Origin of the sequence: Peribacillus sp. FSL K6-5616 (genome assembly GCF_038008245.1) — a bacterium.
Taxonomy (GTDB): Bacteria; Bacillota; Bacilli; order Bacillales; family DSM-1321; genus Peribacillus; species Peribacillus frigoritolerans.
Window position 1 is genome coordinate 2169642 of sequence record NZ_JBBOYT010000001.1, and the last position, 20569, is coordinate 2190210.

The following is a 20569-nucleotide window of genomic DNA, read 5'->3' on the forward strand; positions in this document are numbered from 1 at the left end:
TACCTTATTTGAATCAGGTTTTAGTATGTTGGATCCTAGAGATCGTGTATAAGAAATTAGAGTCGATAAGTGTAAGATGAAGGCTTCAATTTAAGAAAATTGTAGGAGGATAACATGAAACATGTAATTGCCTTTGACGTGAGTATGGGAAAGAGTTACATGGTCATTTATAATGGCTTGAAAAAATGTATTTATGAAGCTGAAATTAAACACACCAAACCTGAGTTTGAAAAGTTAAGAGCTCGGATTGATGAATTAATCGAAGGATATGAGGACCAACCTTATATTGTGTTCGAATCAACTGGTGTCTATTCTCGGCAATTGGAACGCTTTATGCGTGATAACTATTATTCCTACTGCCTTTTAAACCCTCTAGAGGCTAAAAAGCAATGTGATGCCTTAAGGATTCATAAAACTGATAAAAGTGATGCCCATCAATTGGCTTTAACTCACTTCTCTGTCTCCCGAAGGGAGACAAACGGGACAGACACCCTGTTTCAACAGTTGAAGTCACTTTCGAGATTTTACAGTGAGCTTGCTGATGAATTATCGGTAACTCGTAGTCGCATGCATAAAGTCATTCAGTTGACCTTTCCTGAACTGGAAAAACTCTTCACTATTAAATCTGATTTATTTCTAAACATTGTCCAATTATTTCCACATCCAGATTTTGTTCAGGGACTTTCAAAAACAATTATTAAAAATAAAATACGTGCCAATACAAATAAAAATATCTCGGGTGCGATGGCAGAAAAAAAGCAATCGCACTAATTGAGGCGTCCCAGCAGTCCTATCCAGCTGTTTCTTCATCGGATGTTTTGTGCGAGCAACTACGGTCATACGCTAGACGTTATCAAGAACTTCTCCAACAGAAGGAACAATGTATTAATGATATGGTCCAATTAGCAGAAAAACGCAGCGAATACAAGGTGATCTTGAGTTTTCCAGGCATTGGCCCCAATACAGCAGTTCGCTTAATAGCAGAAATCGGAGACATCCACCGTTTTGAGAATAACAAACAATTAAATGCTTATGCGGGTATTGACATACGCCGATTCCAATCAGGAAAAACCTATTTTAAGGACAAAATTAATAAGCGTGGTAATAAACACTTACGAAAACTGCTGTTCCTAATAATTCAGAACATGATTAAACAGAGACGTTACGGACGGAATCATATCGTTGAGTATTACGACAAATTAAAAACGCAACCCTATAACAAATGTCATAAAGTTGCGTCCATCGCCTGTGTGAATAAGCTTTTGAAGAACATCTTCTTTCTTATTTCACACAATATGAACTATGATTACGGGTTGGCCTCCAAATCATAGTTTTATAAATAATAACATAATCAAATGACCTAGTAAAAAAATCCAAGTTGGCTAGGTCTATTTTGTATACATATATTTAACAATTCGTCACCCAATTATTATTAGTAACCCTGAACACTCTGTACATTCTAAATACTAATAAATTAATTCAAACAAAGACATTGACTAATCGTAAGAAAGGCATGAGCCCGGTAGATTACCGGGTTCATGCCCTCAAGGCTGCCTAAGTAAATAAAGTGTCTAACTTTTGGGGTTCACTTCAGTTTAATGTCCTCTTTTTTTCTCTTCCATTAACAACTTTAATCCTTATCTGAACCTTTTAAAAAAAAGATAAATTGCTTTCCAACCCTTGGGTTGAAAAGAATTTATCTTAAAAATGGTATTTGGGGATGAAAAAAACATTTGGGTTTACAAAATGAAACTATTGATTGAACCTTCCGCGTTGGCGAAGTAATTCACGATTCAGGTTCGAATCCTTTTCAAATGCAGCGCGGCCGTGAAGCCAGAATATGTTGTTGACAACAACTAAATCTCCAACAGGAAGTTCAAGTTCAAGTACACTTTCATCACTTTCTAATGAATTGGATAAATCGCGCAAGTATTTGGCTTGTTCGATTGATTCAGGATAAACAAATTGATCGATAAAACATACACCAGGTTTGTTATTATGATTGAAGAAGGTCAATCTTTCAATTTCCTGGTCAACGTTCTTACTTTTTGGAGCTTTATACGTAAATTTGTGGCTGGATAATGGGTGATTCAGATACATATCAAGCTCTTTCCAATCGTCTAAATGCAATAAACGTGATTCGCCACCGCGTGCATTTTGTTCGATCATCTTCATCATTAGTAACCAGTCCGTTGGTTCATCTACAAAGGTGCCATCCGTATGAAGTGTAAATAAACGATAAGCCTGACGTAAATATGAATCACTGCTATCCGTGTCTTGAACACTGAAGCGGGCATAATATTTACCTGACATGGAATCATGGTTTGGAGTTCCCAGCAAGTATGAAATGGCCGTTGCAAAAATGACATATTCATCTGTATTCTCCGTGACACCCTCCAAGCCAAGGGTGAAGCCGCCGGATTCCCGATCATGAACGATGTTACGAAGCAATTCACCAAAGTCTTCCCCTACTTGATCCAAAAGATATGAAGCAATGATGAGTCGTGCATATGGCGTATATTCCAGATGTTGAACAGACTGATTATCCTTGGATACCGTTTCTAAAAAAGCAGCAATCGCCTCTTTTGAAATTTCAATATGATATAAACGGCTGGATTGAGGGTGAACTTTCACCTCGTATTTTTCTGTTTTCCTCTCAAACTTCGCTCTCTTTTTTTCTGCAATGTTCATGAATGATTCCTCCTGTTATTTGTAATATAGGTGACAAAGTTAACAGGAAATATAAAAAGCCAGTCGCACATGATCCCCAAATAAAATGGGAATCCAACTGTACAACTGGCTTATATTCACTTCACTGCTCTATGCAAATAGAGTCACAGCGAATATGCAGTTTATGTATGATTTATTTTTCCTGTTTCCAATCATTAAGATCTTTACACGATTCTGAAAAGGTATTTTCCAAAAGGTGTTCATGTCATAATATTGGCTTAATTACATTAAAACGTTTTTCCGTAAAAATGTCAACACTTTTAACATATTATTCTGATATATTATATTACTAACTTGGTAGTTTCGTTTTTTCTCCTGCTTTAATTTGCTGAAAATGGAGATCCAGGTCCTTTAATGCAGCAATCAATGCATTAGCCGCTTTCCCCCGATAATAAGAAGTAATCGATTCTATCGCGTCATCAACACCATCATTTAAACTGATCCCTTTTAATAAACGCCCAATGAATTCCCGGCCATGCTCTGTTGCCAATGTACAGGAAGCTTCCAGGACAACCCCATATTTAGTATCGACTTCTGCAGTGATCGTCAATGTTTCAAAGACACTTTTCGCTGCCATCCCTTGAGGTAAACGTGCATGACCTGCAATGAAAATAGTTTTACCATTGAACATGAGGCTTCTTCCTCTCTCTTTAACGAATTTTAATTTGTCATTGCAGCTTCCAATAAGTGTGATTGTTCCGGAATGCGGTTAACAACCTCTTTTCCAATTTCAATTGATGCTGTTGCTGCAGGCGACGGTGCATTACAAACATGAATGGTCCGTTTTCCCATTATAATATGAAAATCATCCACCATATTACCATCATCCTGTAATGCCTGTGCCCGGACTCCAGCAGGTGCAGGGATTAAATCATCTTCTTGAATTTCCGGAATTAATTCCTGCAGGCTTTTCGTAAATTGCTTTTTACTAAAAGAACGGACATATTCATCCATCCCTTCCTTCATGAATTTACTAGCCAGCTTCCAAAAACCTTTATAGCTTAAAACTTCAGTTAAATCTTTCGCATTGAAATCGGTTTTCTTATAACCTTCCCGTTTGAAACTAAGTACAGCATTTGGACCGGCATCCACTTCCCCGCTAATCATCCGCGTAAAATGAACTCCCAGAAATGGGAATTTCGGATTAGGTACCGGATAAATTAAATGATTGACTAGGAAGCGCTTTTCAGGCTTCAATTTAAAATACTCACCGCGAAACGGGACAATTTTCATATCAGTTTTATACCCCGCTGCTGCTGCGATACGGTCACTGTGCAATCCTGCGCAATTAATGACGACCCTTGCCTTTATTGTACCGTTGCTCGTGTCGATGTTGACTTCATCTAAATCCTCGTCAATCTTCTCCACCTTTGTATTCAGCTTGATTTCACCGCCGTTGCCTCGGATGATATCCGCCATCTTTTCACTTACCTGACGATAATTGACGATGCCAGCTTGCGGGACGCGAATCGCTCCAAGTCCATTAACATGCGGTTCAATTTCCTTTAACTCTTCCACTCCGATTCTTTGGATAGCTAGCTCATTTTGTAAACCGCGTGAAAATAAATCATCTAGAAGGGGCAACTCTTCTGGTTTTGTTGCAACAATGACCTTGCCGCAAATATCATGATCAATTCCATGCATCCTGCAGAATTCCGTCATTGATTTGCTTCCTTGACGGGCAAACCGTGCTTTGAAACTGCCTGGTTTATAATAAATTCCTGAATGGATTACGCCGCTGTTATGCCCCGTTTGATGATCTGCAACAACAGCCTCTTTTTCAATGACTACCACTTTAGCATTAGGAAACCGCTGATAAAGGGCCATTCCCGTCGATAAACCTACAATTCCCCCGCCAACAATTGCGAAATCATACACAATTAACACTCCTTTTATTGATGATTTTTAGTATTCAGCAACTCCATATACGTAATTAAATTGTTCTTAGTCCGTAAGATGTGAAATTCTACTGCTGCCCTTAGTTCTGCAGGATCCCCTCTTAGTGCCGCCTCATATATCATCCGGTGTTCCCGTTGCGTTTCTGGGTAATAATCAATCAGCAAATTCGGCGCAATGGGTGAGATCCCCAACGTTTCTACCATTTTTTGAACTCTTGGCCATGGGCACCCTTTTCGGAGGGTTTCATGAAAAGCCGCATTCAAAAGGATATAATGTTCATTCGTTTCATCAGATAACTGAATCCCTTCCATTTCAATCAAAATTCCCTTTAATTTTTCTTTATCCTCCTTTGTTAAAAAAGGAAGCGACTTTTCTACAGCAAGGCCTTCAAGCAAAGACCTGGTATGATAAATTTCTTCAATATCATCCCGGGTAATCGGTGTGACGATTGCTCCTTTATGAGGAACCATTTCCACCAACCCCTCCATTTGAAGTTGTGTAAGGGCTTCACGAATGGGCATTCTGCTTACTTCCAGGCGATCTGCCCACTCCTCTTGGATGAGTCGCTCCCCCTTTTTCAACGTCCCATTCAAAATCGCCTTCCTAAGACTTTTCGTTACATTTTTTACGATTGTAGATTTATCTCTTTTAGAATTAGCATTATCCAATCCAGCGTCCACCTTTCGATATTGGATACAATTAAAACTATATCAACTTAATAAAGCGATTACAATACAGAAAATTAAAAAAATTGTATCCAATTAAAAAAACACTGGATACATTCCTAGGTAAACATCTACTTCTCTCATATAAAGATAATTTATGGCATTCATTTATATGTAGCTATACACTAGTGATTTAAAATAATCATCTTATATTGTTCAGTTCAGTATAGAGAAGTTTTTTTTGGATGAAATTCCATTTAAATCAAGTCTTTTTGTATCAAGATACATTAATATCTTATCTGCAGGCTCCAACCGTGTTAAAATCAAACAAATATAGTTATGAAATACAAAATATGAAATTGGTAAAAGTCATTAGAATAAAGGGGAAAATTGCATGGCAGAATTAATCGATTGGAAAAATAATGCTCACGGGCATAAATTCATAGCATCTTTTAGCGGAGGAAAGGATAGTGTCTTAGCCTTATATAAAGCATTGAAGCTTGGAGAAGCTGTAGGGCTGATTGTCATGCTGGAGGAGGAAGGAAAACGTTCCAGATCCCATGGAATGCCTCCGGAACTCATAAAAGCCCAAGCTGAATCAATAGGTTTGCCTGTATATACTGCGGCTGCCAGTTGGACTGATTATGAAAAGGTATTTATGCGCCTTTTAGAAGATGCAAAGAATCTAGGAGCAGAAGTGTTGGTAACTGGAGACCTGGATATGCCTGCCCATGGCTGTTGGCATGATAAGGTTACGAAGAATGCCGGATTGAAGCTTGGAATGCCTTTATGGGAAATGAACCATCGTGAAGCTGTCGAAGAGTTCATGAATCTAGGATTCGTTACGATGATTGTAACCGTTAATTTATCATTGGGGATGCGAGAGGATGATTTAGGACGAACGTTAACCCATGAATACGTGAAGGAACTTGAAGCTCGAGGCATTGACCCCTGCGGAGAAGGTGGAGAGTTTCATACTACAGTAATAGATGGGCCTATTTTTAAACAGCCTATTCCAGTTCGTACATGTGAGATTATTAAGGACGGGGAGTATGCTTTTTTACCTTTGGAGCTAGATCATATAATGAATAAGAGTACCTTATAACCGAACTTATTACCAATATTCCTGGCAACCACTCCATACTGCACCCCAATTATGTGATGTTCTTTAACGATTGAGGTGCAGTTTATCTGATGAGTCCATTAACAGTAGGATAATATCATTTTAGTTAACATAATAATATTATAGTTACTTCATTTTGCAGCAACCATTCATTACTGATAACTTTCTGATTTATTATTTGTTAAACCGGAGAACAACAGATTTTTAAAAGAAAAAATATTTCTAATATACTATATTGATAAGAAATTGAGCGATTCTTTATAAAAATCAGTAGAGGTGATATCAAAGAAAAGACTATATATATTCTAGTCTTTTTTGAAAAGTCATTCGGTTGATTTAAAACATTTGCCCGACCAAAACTCTTATTTTTTTAAAATCCTCAGTGAAGGTGATTTTCCTAGTAAAAGGAGCGTTTCCCCTTCCGAAAGCCCTTTCTCTCCGCACCAATGATGCCGGTTTTATCTATCCATTAAGAAATATAACGAAATAATGTTTCTCTATAATAACGCTCTTCTAAAGGACTGTGTTATCCATATAAAAAGAATGAAAAATACAGGAGTTGTCTTTGTCCCGTTCAGTTAATAATAGAAATCCATTAATGTTTCGTCCATTAAATCCTGTGTGAGTCCTATGTAAATCATCGTATCTTTTGGATTGGAATGATTAAGGATTTGTTGCAGTAAAGCGATATCCTTGAATTTTTGGTAATGCAAATAGCCGAAGGTTTTTCGGAGGGTATGTGTACCGACATCCGGAATGTCTGCCATTTCAGCCGCTTTGTTCAGAACCCGATAGGCCTGCACCCTAGTGATTGGACCATTACCTTTTCGACTTGGAAATAAATACTGTTCATTTTTCAGGTTCGATTTCCGGACATACTTCCTAACTTCCTTACGAAGTTGAGGATTGACAAGAAACCGCTTAATTTTATCTGTTTTTTGCTCCACGATGACTATATGCGTACCCTCAAGGATGTCTTTCACTCGCAATTGTAAAAGGTCGCCTATACGTAACCCTATGTTTATCCCGATCGAAAACATCATATAATCCCTGTAGCTGCAATATTTTAATAGTGATTTTTTCATCTTTTCTATGTGATCCAACCTGCGTATCGGCTGGACATTTTTAATTCTTTGAGAGGTTGCTTGCATGAACGGCTCATTCCCCTTTCTCCTTCTTTCATTGTACGTGAACAGCTTAAAAAAAGGCAAGTTTTATAAATTTTGATACGCTTATAAACCTTGATTTAACGGGATTTCGAATGTATCAATAGAGGTCCTTTGTTACATTCGGAATATTCTTATAAAATCGTCCCAAAAAGAGCTAATAATCTACTACCCTCCTTTCACTGTCTTATAGCTTCATAGAGCGCTTTTAATCGGTTCTTGACTTATGACTCCAAAGAATTAAAACAATAGCTTTAAAAGCCAAATATGGAGCTCGTTTTTTGGGGTTTTTATTATATTTTGTCTATAAAATATTAAAAAATAACTATTTTTCTAATTTCCAACATAGTCTGCTTTCGATATTAAAAAAGCCGCCGATTTCACCTTGCTATAGAATATTCGGCTTTGATTACAATATATTCTGTAAAAATAAATGAACCTTGGAGAGGGGGCAGTCAAAGGAATATGAAAGCTGCTCAAACAGACAACAGAACAACTATCGTATTCCCAATTATAAAAAAGGAGCCTTTTCCCCCTGCTAACCAGATTGTTAATGAAGAAGTTTTGCAATAACTTTTATGACTTTTTAACCCCTCGCTCTTTCTAAACAATTTTTCATTGATAACGGAATTCGAATACAGGAATAGCACCTATTTATTAACGATAATAATGTTATGTAAACAATTGATATTTGATAAAGAGAATTCAATTTACTTCCCTTTGTCAAATATCCCCCAATCCATTAATGAATATAAAAACTGGCATCATCAATGATTTCTATGTCTTTGTGACTTTTCAGCTCATCCATCAACTGGAAAAGCGCTCCATCTTTTTGTTTTGCTTCAATCATGCAATCGAGATGTGGTAAGCTTCCCTTTATTTGTTGCAAAAATTCCATGAACATAGCAGTATCCACAAAGTCAGCATGTGCTCGAAATTCTTTATCGGACCTTGGACTTGAAATATGCATTTTAGGAGGTAGTTCGGAATTACTCCAGGTATTCAATATTCGGTCCCAATGATCTTTCCAATCTTCACTTGGTAAATGATGTGCGAGGTGATGGTGATAATCAAAAACCATCGGTATTCCCAATTTCTCACATAAGTAAAGGGTTTCCGACAAAGTAAAGGTAGTATCATCATTTTCAAGAATGACCATTCTTTGAATCGATTCCGGAATCAAACCCCAATTATGGATAAACTGCTCTAATGCCTGTACATGCTCGCCATACCCCCCGCCAACATGCAAGACACAGCGGTGTTCAGGATCCACTCCCATTTTTTTTAATAAAGTATAATGCATCCTTAATGTTTTTAAGGATGTTTTCAGAATCTCGATATTTGAACTATTCAAGATGACAAAATGATCTGGGTGAAAATCTATCCTTATTTTTGGGTGATTATTTATGAATGTTTTTAATTTAGCCAGTTCTTCTGAAATGGGATCTATGTAATCCCATTCTGGAATTTCCGGATGATTGGCTAAAGGGATAAGTTTTGAAGAAAGCCTAAAGAACTGAATATTATTGGCTTCGTTATGAATCAATAAACGCCAGCAATTATGAAGATTGGATATTGAAAGGCGTTCGAGCTTCCTTATCGCTGCATCTCTGTCCTTAATCTTCGAAAACTGAGCAAAAGTCATCGTTTGGGATGGTGAACAGTTTGGCACATGATTACTCATGGCTACATAACCAAGGCGGATTAATGTCAAGGTGATAGCTCCTTTACGGTTGAATGTTTAATGGAAGTATTCCCCTTTTTGACCAATAATATATATGTGAAAAATCCACCGCTCCAAGAAATTAAAAAAATGGCCTTTTTCCGAAAGAATATCGGGCCAAAGCCATTTTTCCAAGTTATCTTTTCAGTCTAGAATTTCATACTTTTTTTCACTTACACTTCAGGGGTAGGAGTTGGTTTAGCATACCCACTTTTATATTTTTCATCGACTTTATTCCGGATCTCTTTGACGCTCATGCCGTCATTCAAGTCCAATATGGATTGCGCAGCAATTTCCAAGCAAACTCCGCATCTTGTCCCGTGGTCATCCCAAACCACTTCACCATTTTTTTTATTCTCATGGATAAAACAATCATAATTATTTTTATGGTTAGCTGACTCTCCGCAACCGCAGTAACAAGGTATTTTTTCTAGTAAATCTTTATTTTGAGCAACAGCTAAATAGATTGTCTTCATATCCTCTGGTTTTTCGGCTAAGAAATCCGGTGCTATTTCCTTACTGCTGGTCTCCTCCTGAAGATCTCCGGATACCGTATGCTCTGAATGTCCTTCATGTCCGCTTTCTTTTTGTACAACACTTTCCTCTTCACTTGAACAACCTGAAAGCATTATCGAAAAACAGATTCCCATAGTGACCGTCATTAATTTCAGCTTCATTTTTACACTCCTTGACCATTTTAATACTCCCATTTTATGGCACGCAAGCTGTTTCTACAAGTATAAGTTTCCTTATTATAAGAAATAAAATGGACAAGTATACTATTAATGACTTTCCGGTACGACTTCGTGCATATTTATAGAGTATAAATCACACTTTAAGAAGAAAGAACGAGGTGATCTTGTCGTGAGAATGCTGCCATCATTGTTAATTTTGTTTGGCACATATTTACTTATTATGCTCCTTGATAAATTACAGGGCTTGAATTTATTGCACTCTTTCTATAGTATCAAACAATATTTGATAGTAGCTCGTGGAGAAGATTACTTTCTGCTCTTATTATTTACTATAATTTTTATATATTTGATCATATTCTCGGCTTTTAAAAACCGGCAGCCTCCATCTTCATGATATTGCCGGTTTTAATTTTTGTTTTATATATGCGGTAAGCAATAAAAGAATGGGAATTCCAATGAGCAAAGGTAGATGCAAAAGGTAAGGGACGACTTTTAACCCTTCATTTATATGTGCCTGATAACTAGGAGCAATCATAATCGAAGAGATGAAAATAACACCGCCAACAAGATAAATGAACATAAGAGAAGGTTTCATTTGAAATAAGTCCGCTGCGCCAATAATGGCACAAAAGAAGAAAATCGAAATTTTAATGAAGCCTAAAATGATCATTAAAACAAGAATAAAGGTATCCAGTCTTTCAATAAAATCAGCAATATTAATATAACTCACGGCTGTAAGAGCGGGGAAATTAGACCTTAAAACCGCCTCGGGACCTAATACAGACAAGAGAATGATCGAATTAAGAGTTAATGAAACCCCACCTATAATTATCGCAAAAAGGCCCACTTTAACGGCAGAACTCTTTTTATTCAAATACGGAAGGATCATCGTAAACGTAATCAATTCTCCAAAAGGTACAGTGATACCTGTAGGAATCAACTCTTTCCATACCAATCCCCATCCGTTGCCCAATACAGGCTGAAGATTCTCCAATCTTGTATATCCTCCCAATACAAACATAATGTTCAGAATCAAAAGGCTTATGATAATAATGGCAAAGCATAAGCATGCAACACGTGCAAATGCTTCCACCCCTAGGTGAACTCCATATATTAAAACAAGTATCATGCATATCCCCAGCGTTATTATGGAAGTACGCCTATAAGTAGAGCTAATTAATAATTCTTCAAAATCTCGTAACACTCTTGAAGCCAGATAAATAAAATAGATGATATAACAAAAACTGAATGCACCACCGATATATTTACCCCAAATTTTTCGGAGATAGCCGGTCATCGGTAAGTCAGGGTATTTTTTAAATAATGAAGTATACACGAAATACAGTAAACACCCAAAAAGGGTTGATAAGAGATTCACAATCCAGACGTCCTGCTTGGCGCTTTTTCCTATATCAAGCAGTAAATTACTACCAAACATAAAAATGACCATCATGCAAAATAACTGAAATCCATCAATTTTAATTTTAGGCAATGCCTCCTTCACCTCCTCATTCAATTATTTCGACTCATAAGGTTCCATTCGCAATCCGGAATTGATAATGTCTACATGAACTTTCAATGATACCTGCGCATCTGAATATAGGTTATCCCAATTTTTTTTGTTTTGGCGCCAATAAACGGGATTTGTTCGAGACAGGGCATCACCAAATCCAAAAATATCTGACTTTTCTTTTTGAGTGATGCTAATTGTCCTTTTAATTTGCTTTTTTAATACATTTTCCATTTTTTTTTCGAATTTTTTCAACACTCTGGGATCGCTTAAATTAATCTCACATGATGTTTCCAACAGTTCTCCCATCACGTTGATATCAGTATGTATGACAGGTTTTTCATGATGGATTGCGGTTAACATTTTACTTTTTACACCGATTGTGTTGATTGTCACATTGCCTCTTTCACAAGGTAACACAACGGGGGTATTTTTCACTTTCGATGTAACGAATTGAGCGGCTCGGGCCGTTTCTCCATCCAACCATCTCACCAATTTTCCTTTTCTGAAAATAGCTAATCCCTTAACCTTAATAGTAGTCGGGTTCGTCGTCTCTAAATTTTCTGTTTGCTTTGCCTTCTGGGAATCATTGCTTATACTGATTCCCGGAAGTGATGCATCTTTACCTTCACTCAAAAGTGAAGAAATGATTTCATAAGCTAACACCTCACTAGATGATCCATACAACTTTTGATTATTTTGTGTTGTACTGATAATATTTTTACCTGGAGTAGTTTCAAGTGGTTCAATTACCCCAAGTACATCCTTAGCAGTCTTCCCTCGCGCAATAAAGATCGGGATACTTCCTCGTGAATATTTACCTCTATCGAGACCATCAAAGATTAAATCAAGATTATTTCGAGCTAACTTCTCACCAATAATAATGAGCGAGAGATGTGTTGTGTTATTTTCCCTCGGAATAACTGAAGCTGATTTTCCAAGAGTTTCCAAAATTGTTTTTCCTGTTATCGTATAGTTGATGACAGCGAGGCTTTGACCTCCTGATGTGCTGGTTTGGGATAGGCCGCTAGGACTTATGACTTGATATGTTACTCGGTAAGGTTGTTTTGGATCGTCATTTTGGTCAACTCCCATCGCTATTATGACACCTAGCTCGTTTAATTCCCTGTAATTAGAACAACCTGAAATCAGTAAGCAAATGGCTGCCATCCATACTAGTGAAATATTCATTTTCATTTTTCTTCCCCCGTAATTAGCCAGTTTTATTTTCTTGATGATTTTTTCAATAGTGATGGTAGCGGGAAACGAAAAAAAACATCTCTTTGCTCCTTTAAACGAAATGGAGCAAATGGGGCAAAATAGGGTACACCAAAAGACCTCAGGCTGCTCATATGAAGCCAGATACATAGAGTGAAAAGCAATATGCCATATAAGCCGATGAATGCTGAAATAAAAATCAACATAAATCGAATTCCACGAGTCACATTGACTAGACTGGTATTTGGCAGTGTAAAACTGCTGATTGCAGATATGGCTACAATGATGACCACTGCGGCTCCCACAAATCCCGCTTCAACAGCTGCCTGACCTAAAATGAGTGCTCCTACTATGGATACAGCCGGCCCGATCGCTCTTGGCATCCGAATTCCTGCCTCACGTAAAATCTCAAAGGCCATTTCCATAACCAGTATTTCGACAATCGCTGGAAAAGGGACATTTTCCCTTTGGCCCATTAGACTGACGAGTAAAGTTGTTGGGATAAGCCCTTGGTGATGAGTAATCAGGGCCAAATAGATAGCGGATGCATACATCGAAAGAAAAAAGGCTCCGAATCTTAACATCCTTAAAAAAGAACTGATATATTGATTTTGATAATAGTCCTCCGGAGATTGAAAAAACTGAGAAAAAATCGCCGGGACGATTAAAACAAAAGGAGTTCCTTGGATAATGATGGCGACTCGGCCTTCCAACAAATTCCCAACTACCGCATCAGGACGTTCCGTATTCAAAAGAAGGGGGAAAATCGTCGCTGAATCATCCCGGATCAATTCCTCAATGTAATTCGATTCAAGAACCCCATCAATATCTATGCCCTTTACTCGTTCTTTGACTTCCTCCACAATACTCTCATCCGCGATTCCCTGAATGTACATGATTCCAATATCCGTTTGTGTGACACTTCCGACTTTCAAGCTTTCTAAGCGTACATCAGGATTTTGAACCCGAGCTCGAATTAAAGACGTATTGGTTCTTAAATTTTCAGTAAAACTATCTTTTGGTCCTCTAATGACCGTTTGGCTTGTCGGCTCGGTTATGGCACGGGATGGCTGACTTTTCGTACTGGCGATGAATGCTTTTGTACTGCCATTCAATAATACAACCGTATCTCCTGTCAAAACCGCTGATAGGAATTCCTGCCAACTTTCTTTAACGGTTACTTGAGATACCGTTAAAATATGGCTTGCCCGTTCCTCCATCTCTGTCAATGTTTGATTATTTTCTTTAAACCACTGTATTAATGGATCCACGATGCTTTCATTAATGATGTTACCATCAGCCAATCCGTCAAGGTGGATTACAGCTGCCTGTACCGATTTATCGTGTGGTGATTCAATCATTCGAACGGACAAATCTGAACTATGCCCGAGCTCTTTCATTAATCTCTTTACATTTTCACTCACCTCACATAATAAGGTGCCATCGGTTGTAGGTTTTTCTTTAGCTCTTTTAAAAGAACGTCCTATTCTCACTTTTCCGCCCCTTACTAATTAAGTGTGTGTGTGTGTGTGTGTTCGTTTCCCTAATGATTGCTTTTATTATTTGTATCTCATATAAATATATGTAATAAAAGGATGTCGAGAAAAATTTTGATAGCAGGTTCAATGAAAAAAGCCGATGTTTCCTTATAAGGAAACATCGGCTTTTTTATTCTGGTGGTAATTTTCACCATCACTCAAGTCAAAGTCAATTTCGCAGACGATTCTACGTCCGTTTCAATAGGATAAACGAGCAATGCACTTTATTTCCTACTTTTAGATAAGGTTAGCGGAATGGTTACGAGTGAAACTCCTGCTGCAATCCAAAACCAGCTGTTCTTTCGTTTTTTATCGCTTCCGCTTTTACTGGGAATACTTGATCCGTATGATTTTCTGGAGGTGGGCCGTTCTATTTCCGCTGTTTCATTCGTTTTATGCAAATGCTGATTCTCCGGTAATTGGGTCGTTCTTTCTAAATCGCTTGTATCTCCTCCCATTCCTTTAATGAAGGTCATCAGGAAGGTCATGGCTTGTTTGACTTCTTGGTCATTCAAGGAACGCAGTAACGCTAAATAGCTTGGCTTTTCTGGCGTTTTATCAGCTTCAGCTACACGGGCAATCCCTGAGTTGATTTTCAGGATTAGCGGTTCAAGCTGCTGAACATTAAGTGTTCCTAATGTGCCAAGTATGAGAAGCAGATTTTTCAGCGTATTTGCCGTTTCTGGGGTGTCCGCTGTATTGACAAGAATGTTCAGCACTTTATCCCCTTCCTTCAACAAGCTGTTAACCATCGATAATATCCCACGATCCTGCATGCCCTTCATGACTTCAAACGTTTCTTTAATCACTTCTTTATTTTCCAATAGGGTACGCTCGATATCCTCTAATTCGATCCTTCTTCTTTCTTCATCACTAATGCTGATTCGATTGATCACTTTTGTCGCTTTAGCCACGGTTCCTCTCCTCCTTTTTGATCTTCAAGAGGTCACCAGGGAATATATAATCTTCGCGGGCCCATTTTTTTTGTACTTGTACACCCATTTGCGGTTGAGGATTCCCATTACGATGGTTGATGCTCGGCAATGGATTGTCTCCTTTGACCCTAAGAACTTCCATTTTTGCTTGAACTTCCTTATAGGCGGGAGTATCAGTATCTTTATCTGAATGGCTGCTTGTCAATTGGTTGATGGCCCCGTCACCTGAATCATTCATCGGAAGATAAACTTCTTTACCTTTTACACGATCCGTAATTAGACATTCCACTTTTGCATGTCCATACGGTGAAGTGAGCCGAACAAGGGTGCCATCCTCAAGCCCTCTATCTTTTGCCAATTCCCGGGATACTTCAAGGAAGACTTTTGGCGTTTTGGAACTGATGCCTTTTGATTTATATGTCATGTTTCCTTCATGGAAATGTTCCAATAAGCGGCCATTATTCACATGGATATCAAACTCATCCCCAAAGTCAATCGGTTTGGTCCATTCGACTGGAAATAACCTCGCTTTTCCATCGGGAAACGGAAAAGCTTCCGTGAATAACAATGGAGTATCTTTACCATCTGAAGCAACTGGCCATTGAAGACTTTTATAACCTTCCAAGCGTTCGTAATTTACTCCAGCATATAATGGTGATAGTTTAGCTGCTTCATCCATGATGTCACTTGGATGCCCATAATTCCAGCCCGCTCCTAACGAATTCGCCACATTCATTATGATTTGCCAATCAGGCTTTGAGTCGCCAAGAGGTTCAAAGACTTGATACAGACGTTGTATACGGCGTTCGGTATTCGTGAAAGTACCTTCTTTTTCAAAGCTTGGGCTTGCTGGAAGGACAACATCGGCGAATTCAGCCGTTCTTGATAAGAAGATATCTTGTACCACAAAGAAGTCCAGTTTTTCAAATGCTTCATGGACATGATTGATATTCGAATCGACCAGCCCCATATCTTCACCTTTTAAGTACATGGCTTTAATGGTACCTGAATGAATCCCTTCGACCATTTCATGATTATTAAGGCCAGGGTTTTCGGGTATTTTTGCACCCCAGATGTTTTCATATTTCGCACGTACCTTTTCGTCCGTTACTTTTTCATAACCTGGCAAGCGATCCGGCATACTGCCAAAATCACTGGCTCCTTGTACATTATTATGTCCGCGTAAAGGGTAAGTGCCTGTTCCAGGTTTACCATAGTTGCCCGTTATGAGCAATAAATTGGAAATTGCAGTACTCGTATCACTTCCTCCGCCATGCTGGGTAACGCCCATTGCCCAAAGTGCTGCAACGCTTCCCGCTTCATGAATGGCTTTTGCCAACGTAATTAAATCTTCCTTAGATACGCCTGTTACTTTTTCTGCATATTCCATTGTGTAGGGTTCTAAAGTCTTGATATATTCCTCCATCCCATTTACACGATTTTTAATGAAGTCTCTATCTGTCCAACCTTTATCGACGATATATTTAGTGACGGCCGAAAGCCATATCATATCCGATCCCGGAGCAGGCTGGATGAAGAGGTCGGACCGGTCAGCCATTTCATGCTTTCTGATGTCTGCGACTATCAGCTTCTGTTTCCCCAGTTTATGGGAACGTTTAATTCTTGTAGCCAACACGGGATGTGATTCGGATGTATTGGAGCCAATGATCAATACAAGTTCGGACTTTTCGATATCCTTTATGCCCCCTGTATCTCCACCATATCCAACCGTCCTGAATAGTCCCAAAGTAGCCGGTGTCTGACAATACCGGGAACAGTTATCCACATTATTGGTGCCGATGATTCCCCTAGCCAGCTTTTGCATTAAATAGGACTCTTCATTGGTGCATTTGGAAGACGTTATGAAGGCCATCGAATCAGGACCGTAAGAATCCTTGATGTCGGTGAATTTAAAGGAAATCAATTCAAGGGCTTCTTCCCATTCAGCCTCTCTGAACGCATCCCCTTCTCTAATTAAAGGTTTTGTTAGTCTTTCTTCACTATTCACGAAATCCCATCCGAATTTCCCTTTAACGCAAGTTGAAATTCCATTTGCAGGTGCCTCCACTTGCGGTTCGATCTTAAGGATTTTACGGTCTTTGGTCCAAACGTCAAAGCTGCATCCTACACCACAGTATGTACAAACCGTTTTCGTCTTCTTGATCCTTGCATCCCTCATGGCGGATTCCATATCTGAAATCGCTAAAATCGAGCCATAACCCGTTTCAGCATTTTTCGTAATTTCTATCATAGGTCGAAGAGTTTGTTTAGCGATGCCAGTTAAAAATCCAGCTTCACCCTCCATTCCTTTTTCCATCATTGCATTACACGGACAAACGGTGGAACAGTGCCCACATGACACACATGAAGATTCATTGATCGGAACATTGTCATCCCAAATGACACGCGGACGTTTTGCTTCCCAATCAATAGTCAATGTTTCAGTGACCTGTACATCTTGACAAGCTTCAACACAACGGCCGCAAAGGATGCATTGATCCGGGTCATATCGATAGAATGGATTCGTCCGATCTACTTCATAGGGTTTTTGATCAAAAGGAACACTTTGATGATTTACCTTCATTTCCTTTACGGTATTGTGTATTTCACAAGTTCCATTATTATAATCGCAAACCGTACAATAAAGCTCATGGTTATATAATATCCTGTCCATCGCCATGACCTGTGCTTCTTTTACCTCTGCTCCAACTGTATCGATTACATCCCCATCTTTGATCTTGGTGGAACAAGATCTAACTAGTTCTCCATTAACGCTCACTAAACATGTATCACATGTTTCGATAGGACCTAGGCTAGGGTGGTAACAAACATTCGGGACTTCAATGGAGCTATCCGTCAGCATTTGTAATATTGTTTGATTACCTTCCAGACTGGTCTCAGCACCATTGATTTTTATATGCACTTTCTCTGGCAAAATAATCGCTCCCCTCTTAAAAAACGATAAAATTCATCATTTGGTATTTTCTACCCTCGCACAAATTTTCTCAAACTTGTGAAAGTGAATAATGGAAGTCTTCATTTGACCAATTTCATATTAGAAAATAAACTAAAGCCGAAGTGAGACATAGTATTCACTCACTTCGACTTTAGCATCATTGATTAGAGTTTGCTTTCAATACAAACGAACTTAAAGGGGCAACGGTTATCTGACTCCCTTTAATCCTATCAATTTCTTCCAGGCCCGCATGCTGACCATCCACTAAAACGGCCCAATTACCTTCGTGAGGAAGAGTAATGGTTATCGCGTCCCAATTTGCATTATGAATCACTGCCATTTTATAATCTTGATGTTGTAAGGTGAATGCAACCGCATTTGGCGGGGCATCAATGAATTGTAATTGCTCCTCAATTTCTTCGGGTGTGCTTAACCTAAAAACAGAATGATTTTTCCTGAGAGAAATCAGCCCTTTCATATACTCCACTTCCCGATCTAACTCCGCTCTCCTTTTCCAATCCAACCTGTTAATCCAATCAGAAGATTGATAGCTATTTTCATCTCCATCCTTCGTGCGCATGAACTCTTGTCCAGCATGTATCATTGGAATCCCCTGTGACAGTAAGACAATTGCCGAAGCTAACTTATGCATCTGTTTCCGTTTTTCTTCCGTAGCATCTGGATTAGTGATGAGCAGCTTATCCCATAAAGTATAATTATCATGTGCTTCAACATAATTGATCACTTGATCTGGTCGTTGATATGTTGCGATATCTTCATCATATTTCAAACCACCAGCGATGCCTTTTTTTATAATATCTTCCATTCCTGGTTTGCCATTGACGAATCCCTTATCATGTTCATTCATGACAAACCCTTTTAAACCATCACGGATCGCATCATTAAAGTGAGCGATTCCAGGCATTTTAAAAGCATTCTTTTGATTTGCTTTCAGCTCTTGGGCCAAGGGGGTATCCATATCCCAGCCTTCGCCTAAAACAATGAGGGTCGGATCAATTTCTGCCAGTGCCTTTTTCACTACATTCATCGTTTCCACATCGTGAATACCCATTAAATCGAAACGGAAACCATCAAGGTTAAATTCCTTTGCCCAATAGGTTACGGATTCTACGATGAATTTCCGCATCATTTTACGTTCGGAAGCAGTATCATTTCCTACACCAGTTCCATTAGATAAGGTGCCGTCCGCGTTATAGCGGAAAAAGTAAGTGGGAACGAGTTTATGGAAGTTTGAGTCCGCCACAGAATAAACGTGATTATATACAACATCCATGATCACTCGTAACCCGTGGTCATGTAAACCTTGAATCATTTCCTTTAACTCCCGGATCCTGACTTTTGGTTGATACGGATCAGACGAATAAGAGCCTTCGGGAGCATTATAATTCTGTGGATCATATCCCCAGTTATATTGTGGTTCATTCAATTTCTTTTCATTGATTGTAGCAAAATCAAATATCGGGATAAACTGAACATGGGTAACACCTAGATCTTTAATATGATCAAGACCTGTTTTCACTCCTTCTGGACCTTTGGTTCCGGCTTCAACTACTCCTAAGAATTTACCTTTATGGTGGATTCCGCTTTCAGGATGAATCGATAAATCCCGTGTATGCAATTCATAAATGACTATGTCCTCAGCTTTTTCAAGAGGTGGTTTATCCCGTGTCCACCTTTTTGGGTTCGTATCTGTTAAATCTATCACGACCCCTTTATCACCATTAACAGTAACTGCGCGAACATAGGGATCGACGGCTTCACTCCAGGTTTCTCCCACTTTCACTTTATATGTATAAATCAATCCATCCTGATTTCCGTTCAGCTCAATGATCCAGGTCCCCTTTTCGGAACGAACCATTTGAATTTCCATTCCATCTGTATCATCCCAATGTTTATAAGTAACTAGCCTGGCTTCAGATGCAAGTGGTGCCCATAACCGGAATGCCGTTTTATCTTTAAGATAGGAATTTCCTAAATCTTTGCCTTCATAGAAATATAAATCATCCAATTCTGACGGGTTTACCGGATTAATATTAGCAATCGGCAGGGATTCCAACTGATTTTCCGGTTTATTATCCATAGGTTTTTGATTATTTTTATTTTCCTCTTCAAAATAAGAAAGTGAATCTTTAATAGGTCATTCCTCCATTGAAATTCCCATTTTAGAACAGGGATTATTCATTTTTATAATCATGAGCGAATCTTCCATAATGTTATGATTCCACAGGCATTACACATAAAAACATCCGATCTGCAAATTATGGCGAAAATTCAGAAATCTATATTTAATAATCGAAAGCAGCAGGTCATTTTGCTGGACCTTACTTATCGTTTAATGAAAAGTGAATCCAAAAAAAGAAAAAAATGCCTCCATAACAGTTTTACGGTCT

At 38.6% G+C, this 20569-nt stretch carries 12 protein-coding genes and 3 pseudogenes; 2 read left to right on the forward strand and 13 right to left on the reverse strand.

What is annotated here, in order from left to right; translation table 11 throughout:
• The first annotated feature begins 114 nt into the window (after nt 1–114).
• A pseudogene (locus MHB45_RS10425) lies at nt 115–1331 on the forward strand (IS110 family transposase).
• A 421-nt stretch (nt 1332–1752) separates the two neighbouring features.
• On the opposite strand, the gene glaH reads toward MHB45_RS10425, so the two are convergent.
• The 4 genes from glaH to MHB45_RS10445 form a co-directional block, all read right to left on the reverse strand.
• On the reverse strand, nt 1753–2691 hold the full coding sequence (gene glaH, locus MHB45_RS10430) for a glutarate dioxygenase GlaH (protein ID WP_048681874.1): 939 nt from the start codon (nt 2689–2691) through the stop codon (nt 1753–1755).
• A 328-nt stretch (nt 2692–3019) separates the two neighbouring features.
• Complete coding sequence (locus tag MHB45_RS10435) at nt 3020–3361, reverse strand: DUF3870 domain-containing protein (protein WP_048681877.1); 342 nt, start codon at nt 3359–3361, stop codon at nt 3020–3022.
• Between the two features lie 29 nt (nt 3362–3390).
• Nucleotides 3391–4608, reverse strand: coding sequence for an L-2-hydroxyglutarate oxidase (gene lhgO, locus MHB45_RS10440; protein WP_048681881.1), 1218 nt, complete (start codon nt 4606–4608; stop codon nt 3391–3393).
• 14 nt (nt 4609–4622) lie between these two features.
• Entirely contained in the window at nt 4623–5297 is a 675-nt protein-coding gene (locus MHB45_RS10445) for a GntR family transcriptional regulator (RefSeq protein ID WP_048681884.1), read from the reverse strand.
• A 391-nt stretch (nt 5298–5688) separates the two neighbouring features.
• Between MHB45_RS10445 and MHB45_RS10450 the strand changes: the two genes are divergently transcribed.
• Nucleotides 5689–6399: a Dph6-related ATP pyrophosphatase gene (locus MHB45_RS10450; RefSeq protein WP_048681887.1), complete on the forward strand. Its 711-nt coding sequence runs from the start codon at nt 5689–5691 to the stop codon at nt 6397–6399.
• Between the two features lie 596 nt (nt 6400–6995).
• On the opposite strand, the gene MHB45_RS10455 is transcribed toward MHB45_RS10450, so the two are convergent.
• The 9 genes and pseudogenes from MHB45_RS10455 to pulA form a co-directional block, all read right to left on the reverse strand.
• Nucleotides 6996–7568, reverse strand: a complete 573-nt coding sequence (locus MHB45_RS10455; RefSeq protein WP_194719377.1) for a site-specific integrase — start codon at nt 7566–7568, stop codon at nt 6996–6998.
• A 757-nt stretch (nt 7569–8325) separates the two neighbouring features.
• Complete coding sequence (gene uvsE / locus MHB45_RS10460) at nt 8326–9297, reverse strand: UV DNA damage repair endonuclease UvsE (RefSeq protein WP_048681890.1); 972 nt, start codon at nt 9295–9297, stop codon at nt 8326–8328.
• A 182-nt stretch (nt 9298–9479) separates the two neighbouring features.
• The gene (locus tag MHB45_RS10465; protein WP_176702856.1) at nt 9480–9983 is read right to left on the reverse strand and encodes a PCYCGC motif-containing (lipo)protein; all 504 of its coding nucleotides are present in this window, start codon (nt 9981–9983) and stop codon (nt 9480–9482) included.
• A gap of 406 nt (nt 9984–10389) precedes the next feature.
• Nucleotides 10390–11493, reverse strand: a complete 1104-nt coding sequence (locus tag MHB45_RS10470; protein ID WP_072273791.1) for a GerAB/ArcD/ProY family transporter — start codon at nt 11491–11493, stop codon at nt 10390–10392.
• Between the two features lie 24 nt (nt 11494–11517).
• The gene (locus MHB45_RS10475) at nt 11518–12708 is read right to left on the reverse strand and encodes a Ger(x)C family spore germination protein (RefSeq protein WP_048681893.1); all 1191 of its coding nucleotides are present in this window, start codon (nt 12706–12708) and stop codon (nt 11518–11520) included.
• A gap of 26 nt (nt 12709–12734) precedes the next feature.
• Nucleotides 12735–14222, reverse strand: coding sequence for a spore germination protein (locus MHB45_RS10480; RefSeq protein WP_072273013.1), 1488 nt, complete (start codon nt 14220–14222; stop codon nt 12735–12737).
• Between the two features lie 437 nt (nt 14223–14659).
• Nucleotides 14660–15181 (reverse strand): annotated as a pseudogene (locus MHB45_RS10485) (DUF1641 domain-containing protein); the annotation flags it as partial.
• Nucleotides 15174–18137: a formate dehydrogenase subunit alpha gene (fdhF, locus tag MHB45_RS10490; RefSeq protein ID WP_072273015.1), complete on the reverse strand. Its 2964-nt coding sequence runs from the start codon at nt 18135–18137 to the stop codon at nt 15174–15176. The gene fdhF and the pseudogene MHB45_RS10485, both read right to left, overlap by 8 nt.
• 178 nt (nt 18138–18315) lie before the next feature.
• Nucleotides 18316–20202 (reverse strand): annotated as a pseudogene (gene pulA, locus MHB45_RS10495) (type I pullulanase); the annotation flags it as partial.
• Nucleotides 20203–20569: the final 367 nt, after the last annotated feature.

Bases quoted from the DNA above. Each gene is read 5' to 3' on its own strand.
- glaH (WP_048681874.1), bottom strand. From the start codon at position 2,691: ATGAACATTGCAGAAAAAAAGAGAGCGAAGTTTGAGAGGAAAACAGAA.
- MHB45_RS10435 (WP_048681877.1), bottom strand. From the start codon at position 3,361: ATGTTCAATGGTAAAACTATTTTCATTGCAGGTCATGCACGTTTACCT.
- MHB45_RS10450 (WP_048681887.1), top strand. From the start codon at position 5,689: ATGGCAGAATTAATCGATTGGAAAAATAATGCTCACGGGCATAAATTC.
- MHB45_RS10455 (WP_194719377.1), bottom strand. From the start codon at position 7,568: ATGCAAGCAACCTCTCAAAGAATTAAAAATGTCCAGCCGATACGCAGG.
- MHB45_RS10465 (WP_176702856.1), bottom strand. From the start codon at position 9,983: ATGAAGCTGAAATTAATGACGGTCACTATGGGAATCTGTTTTTCGATA.
- MHB45_RS10475 (WP_048681893.1), bottom strand. From the start codon at position 12,708: ATGAAAATGAATATTTCACTAGTATGGATGGCAGCCATTTGCTTACTG.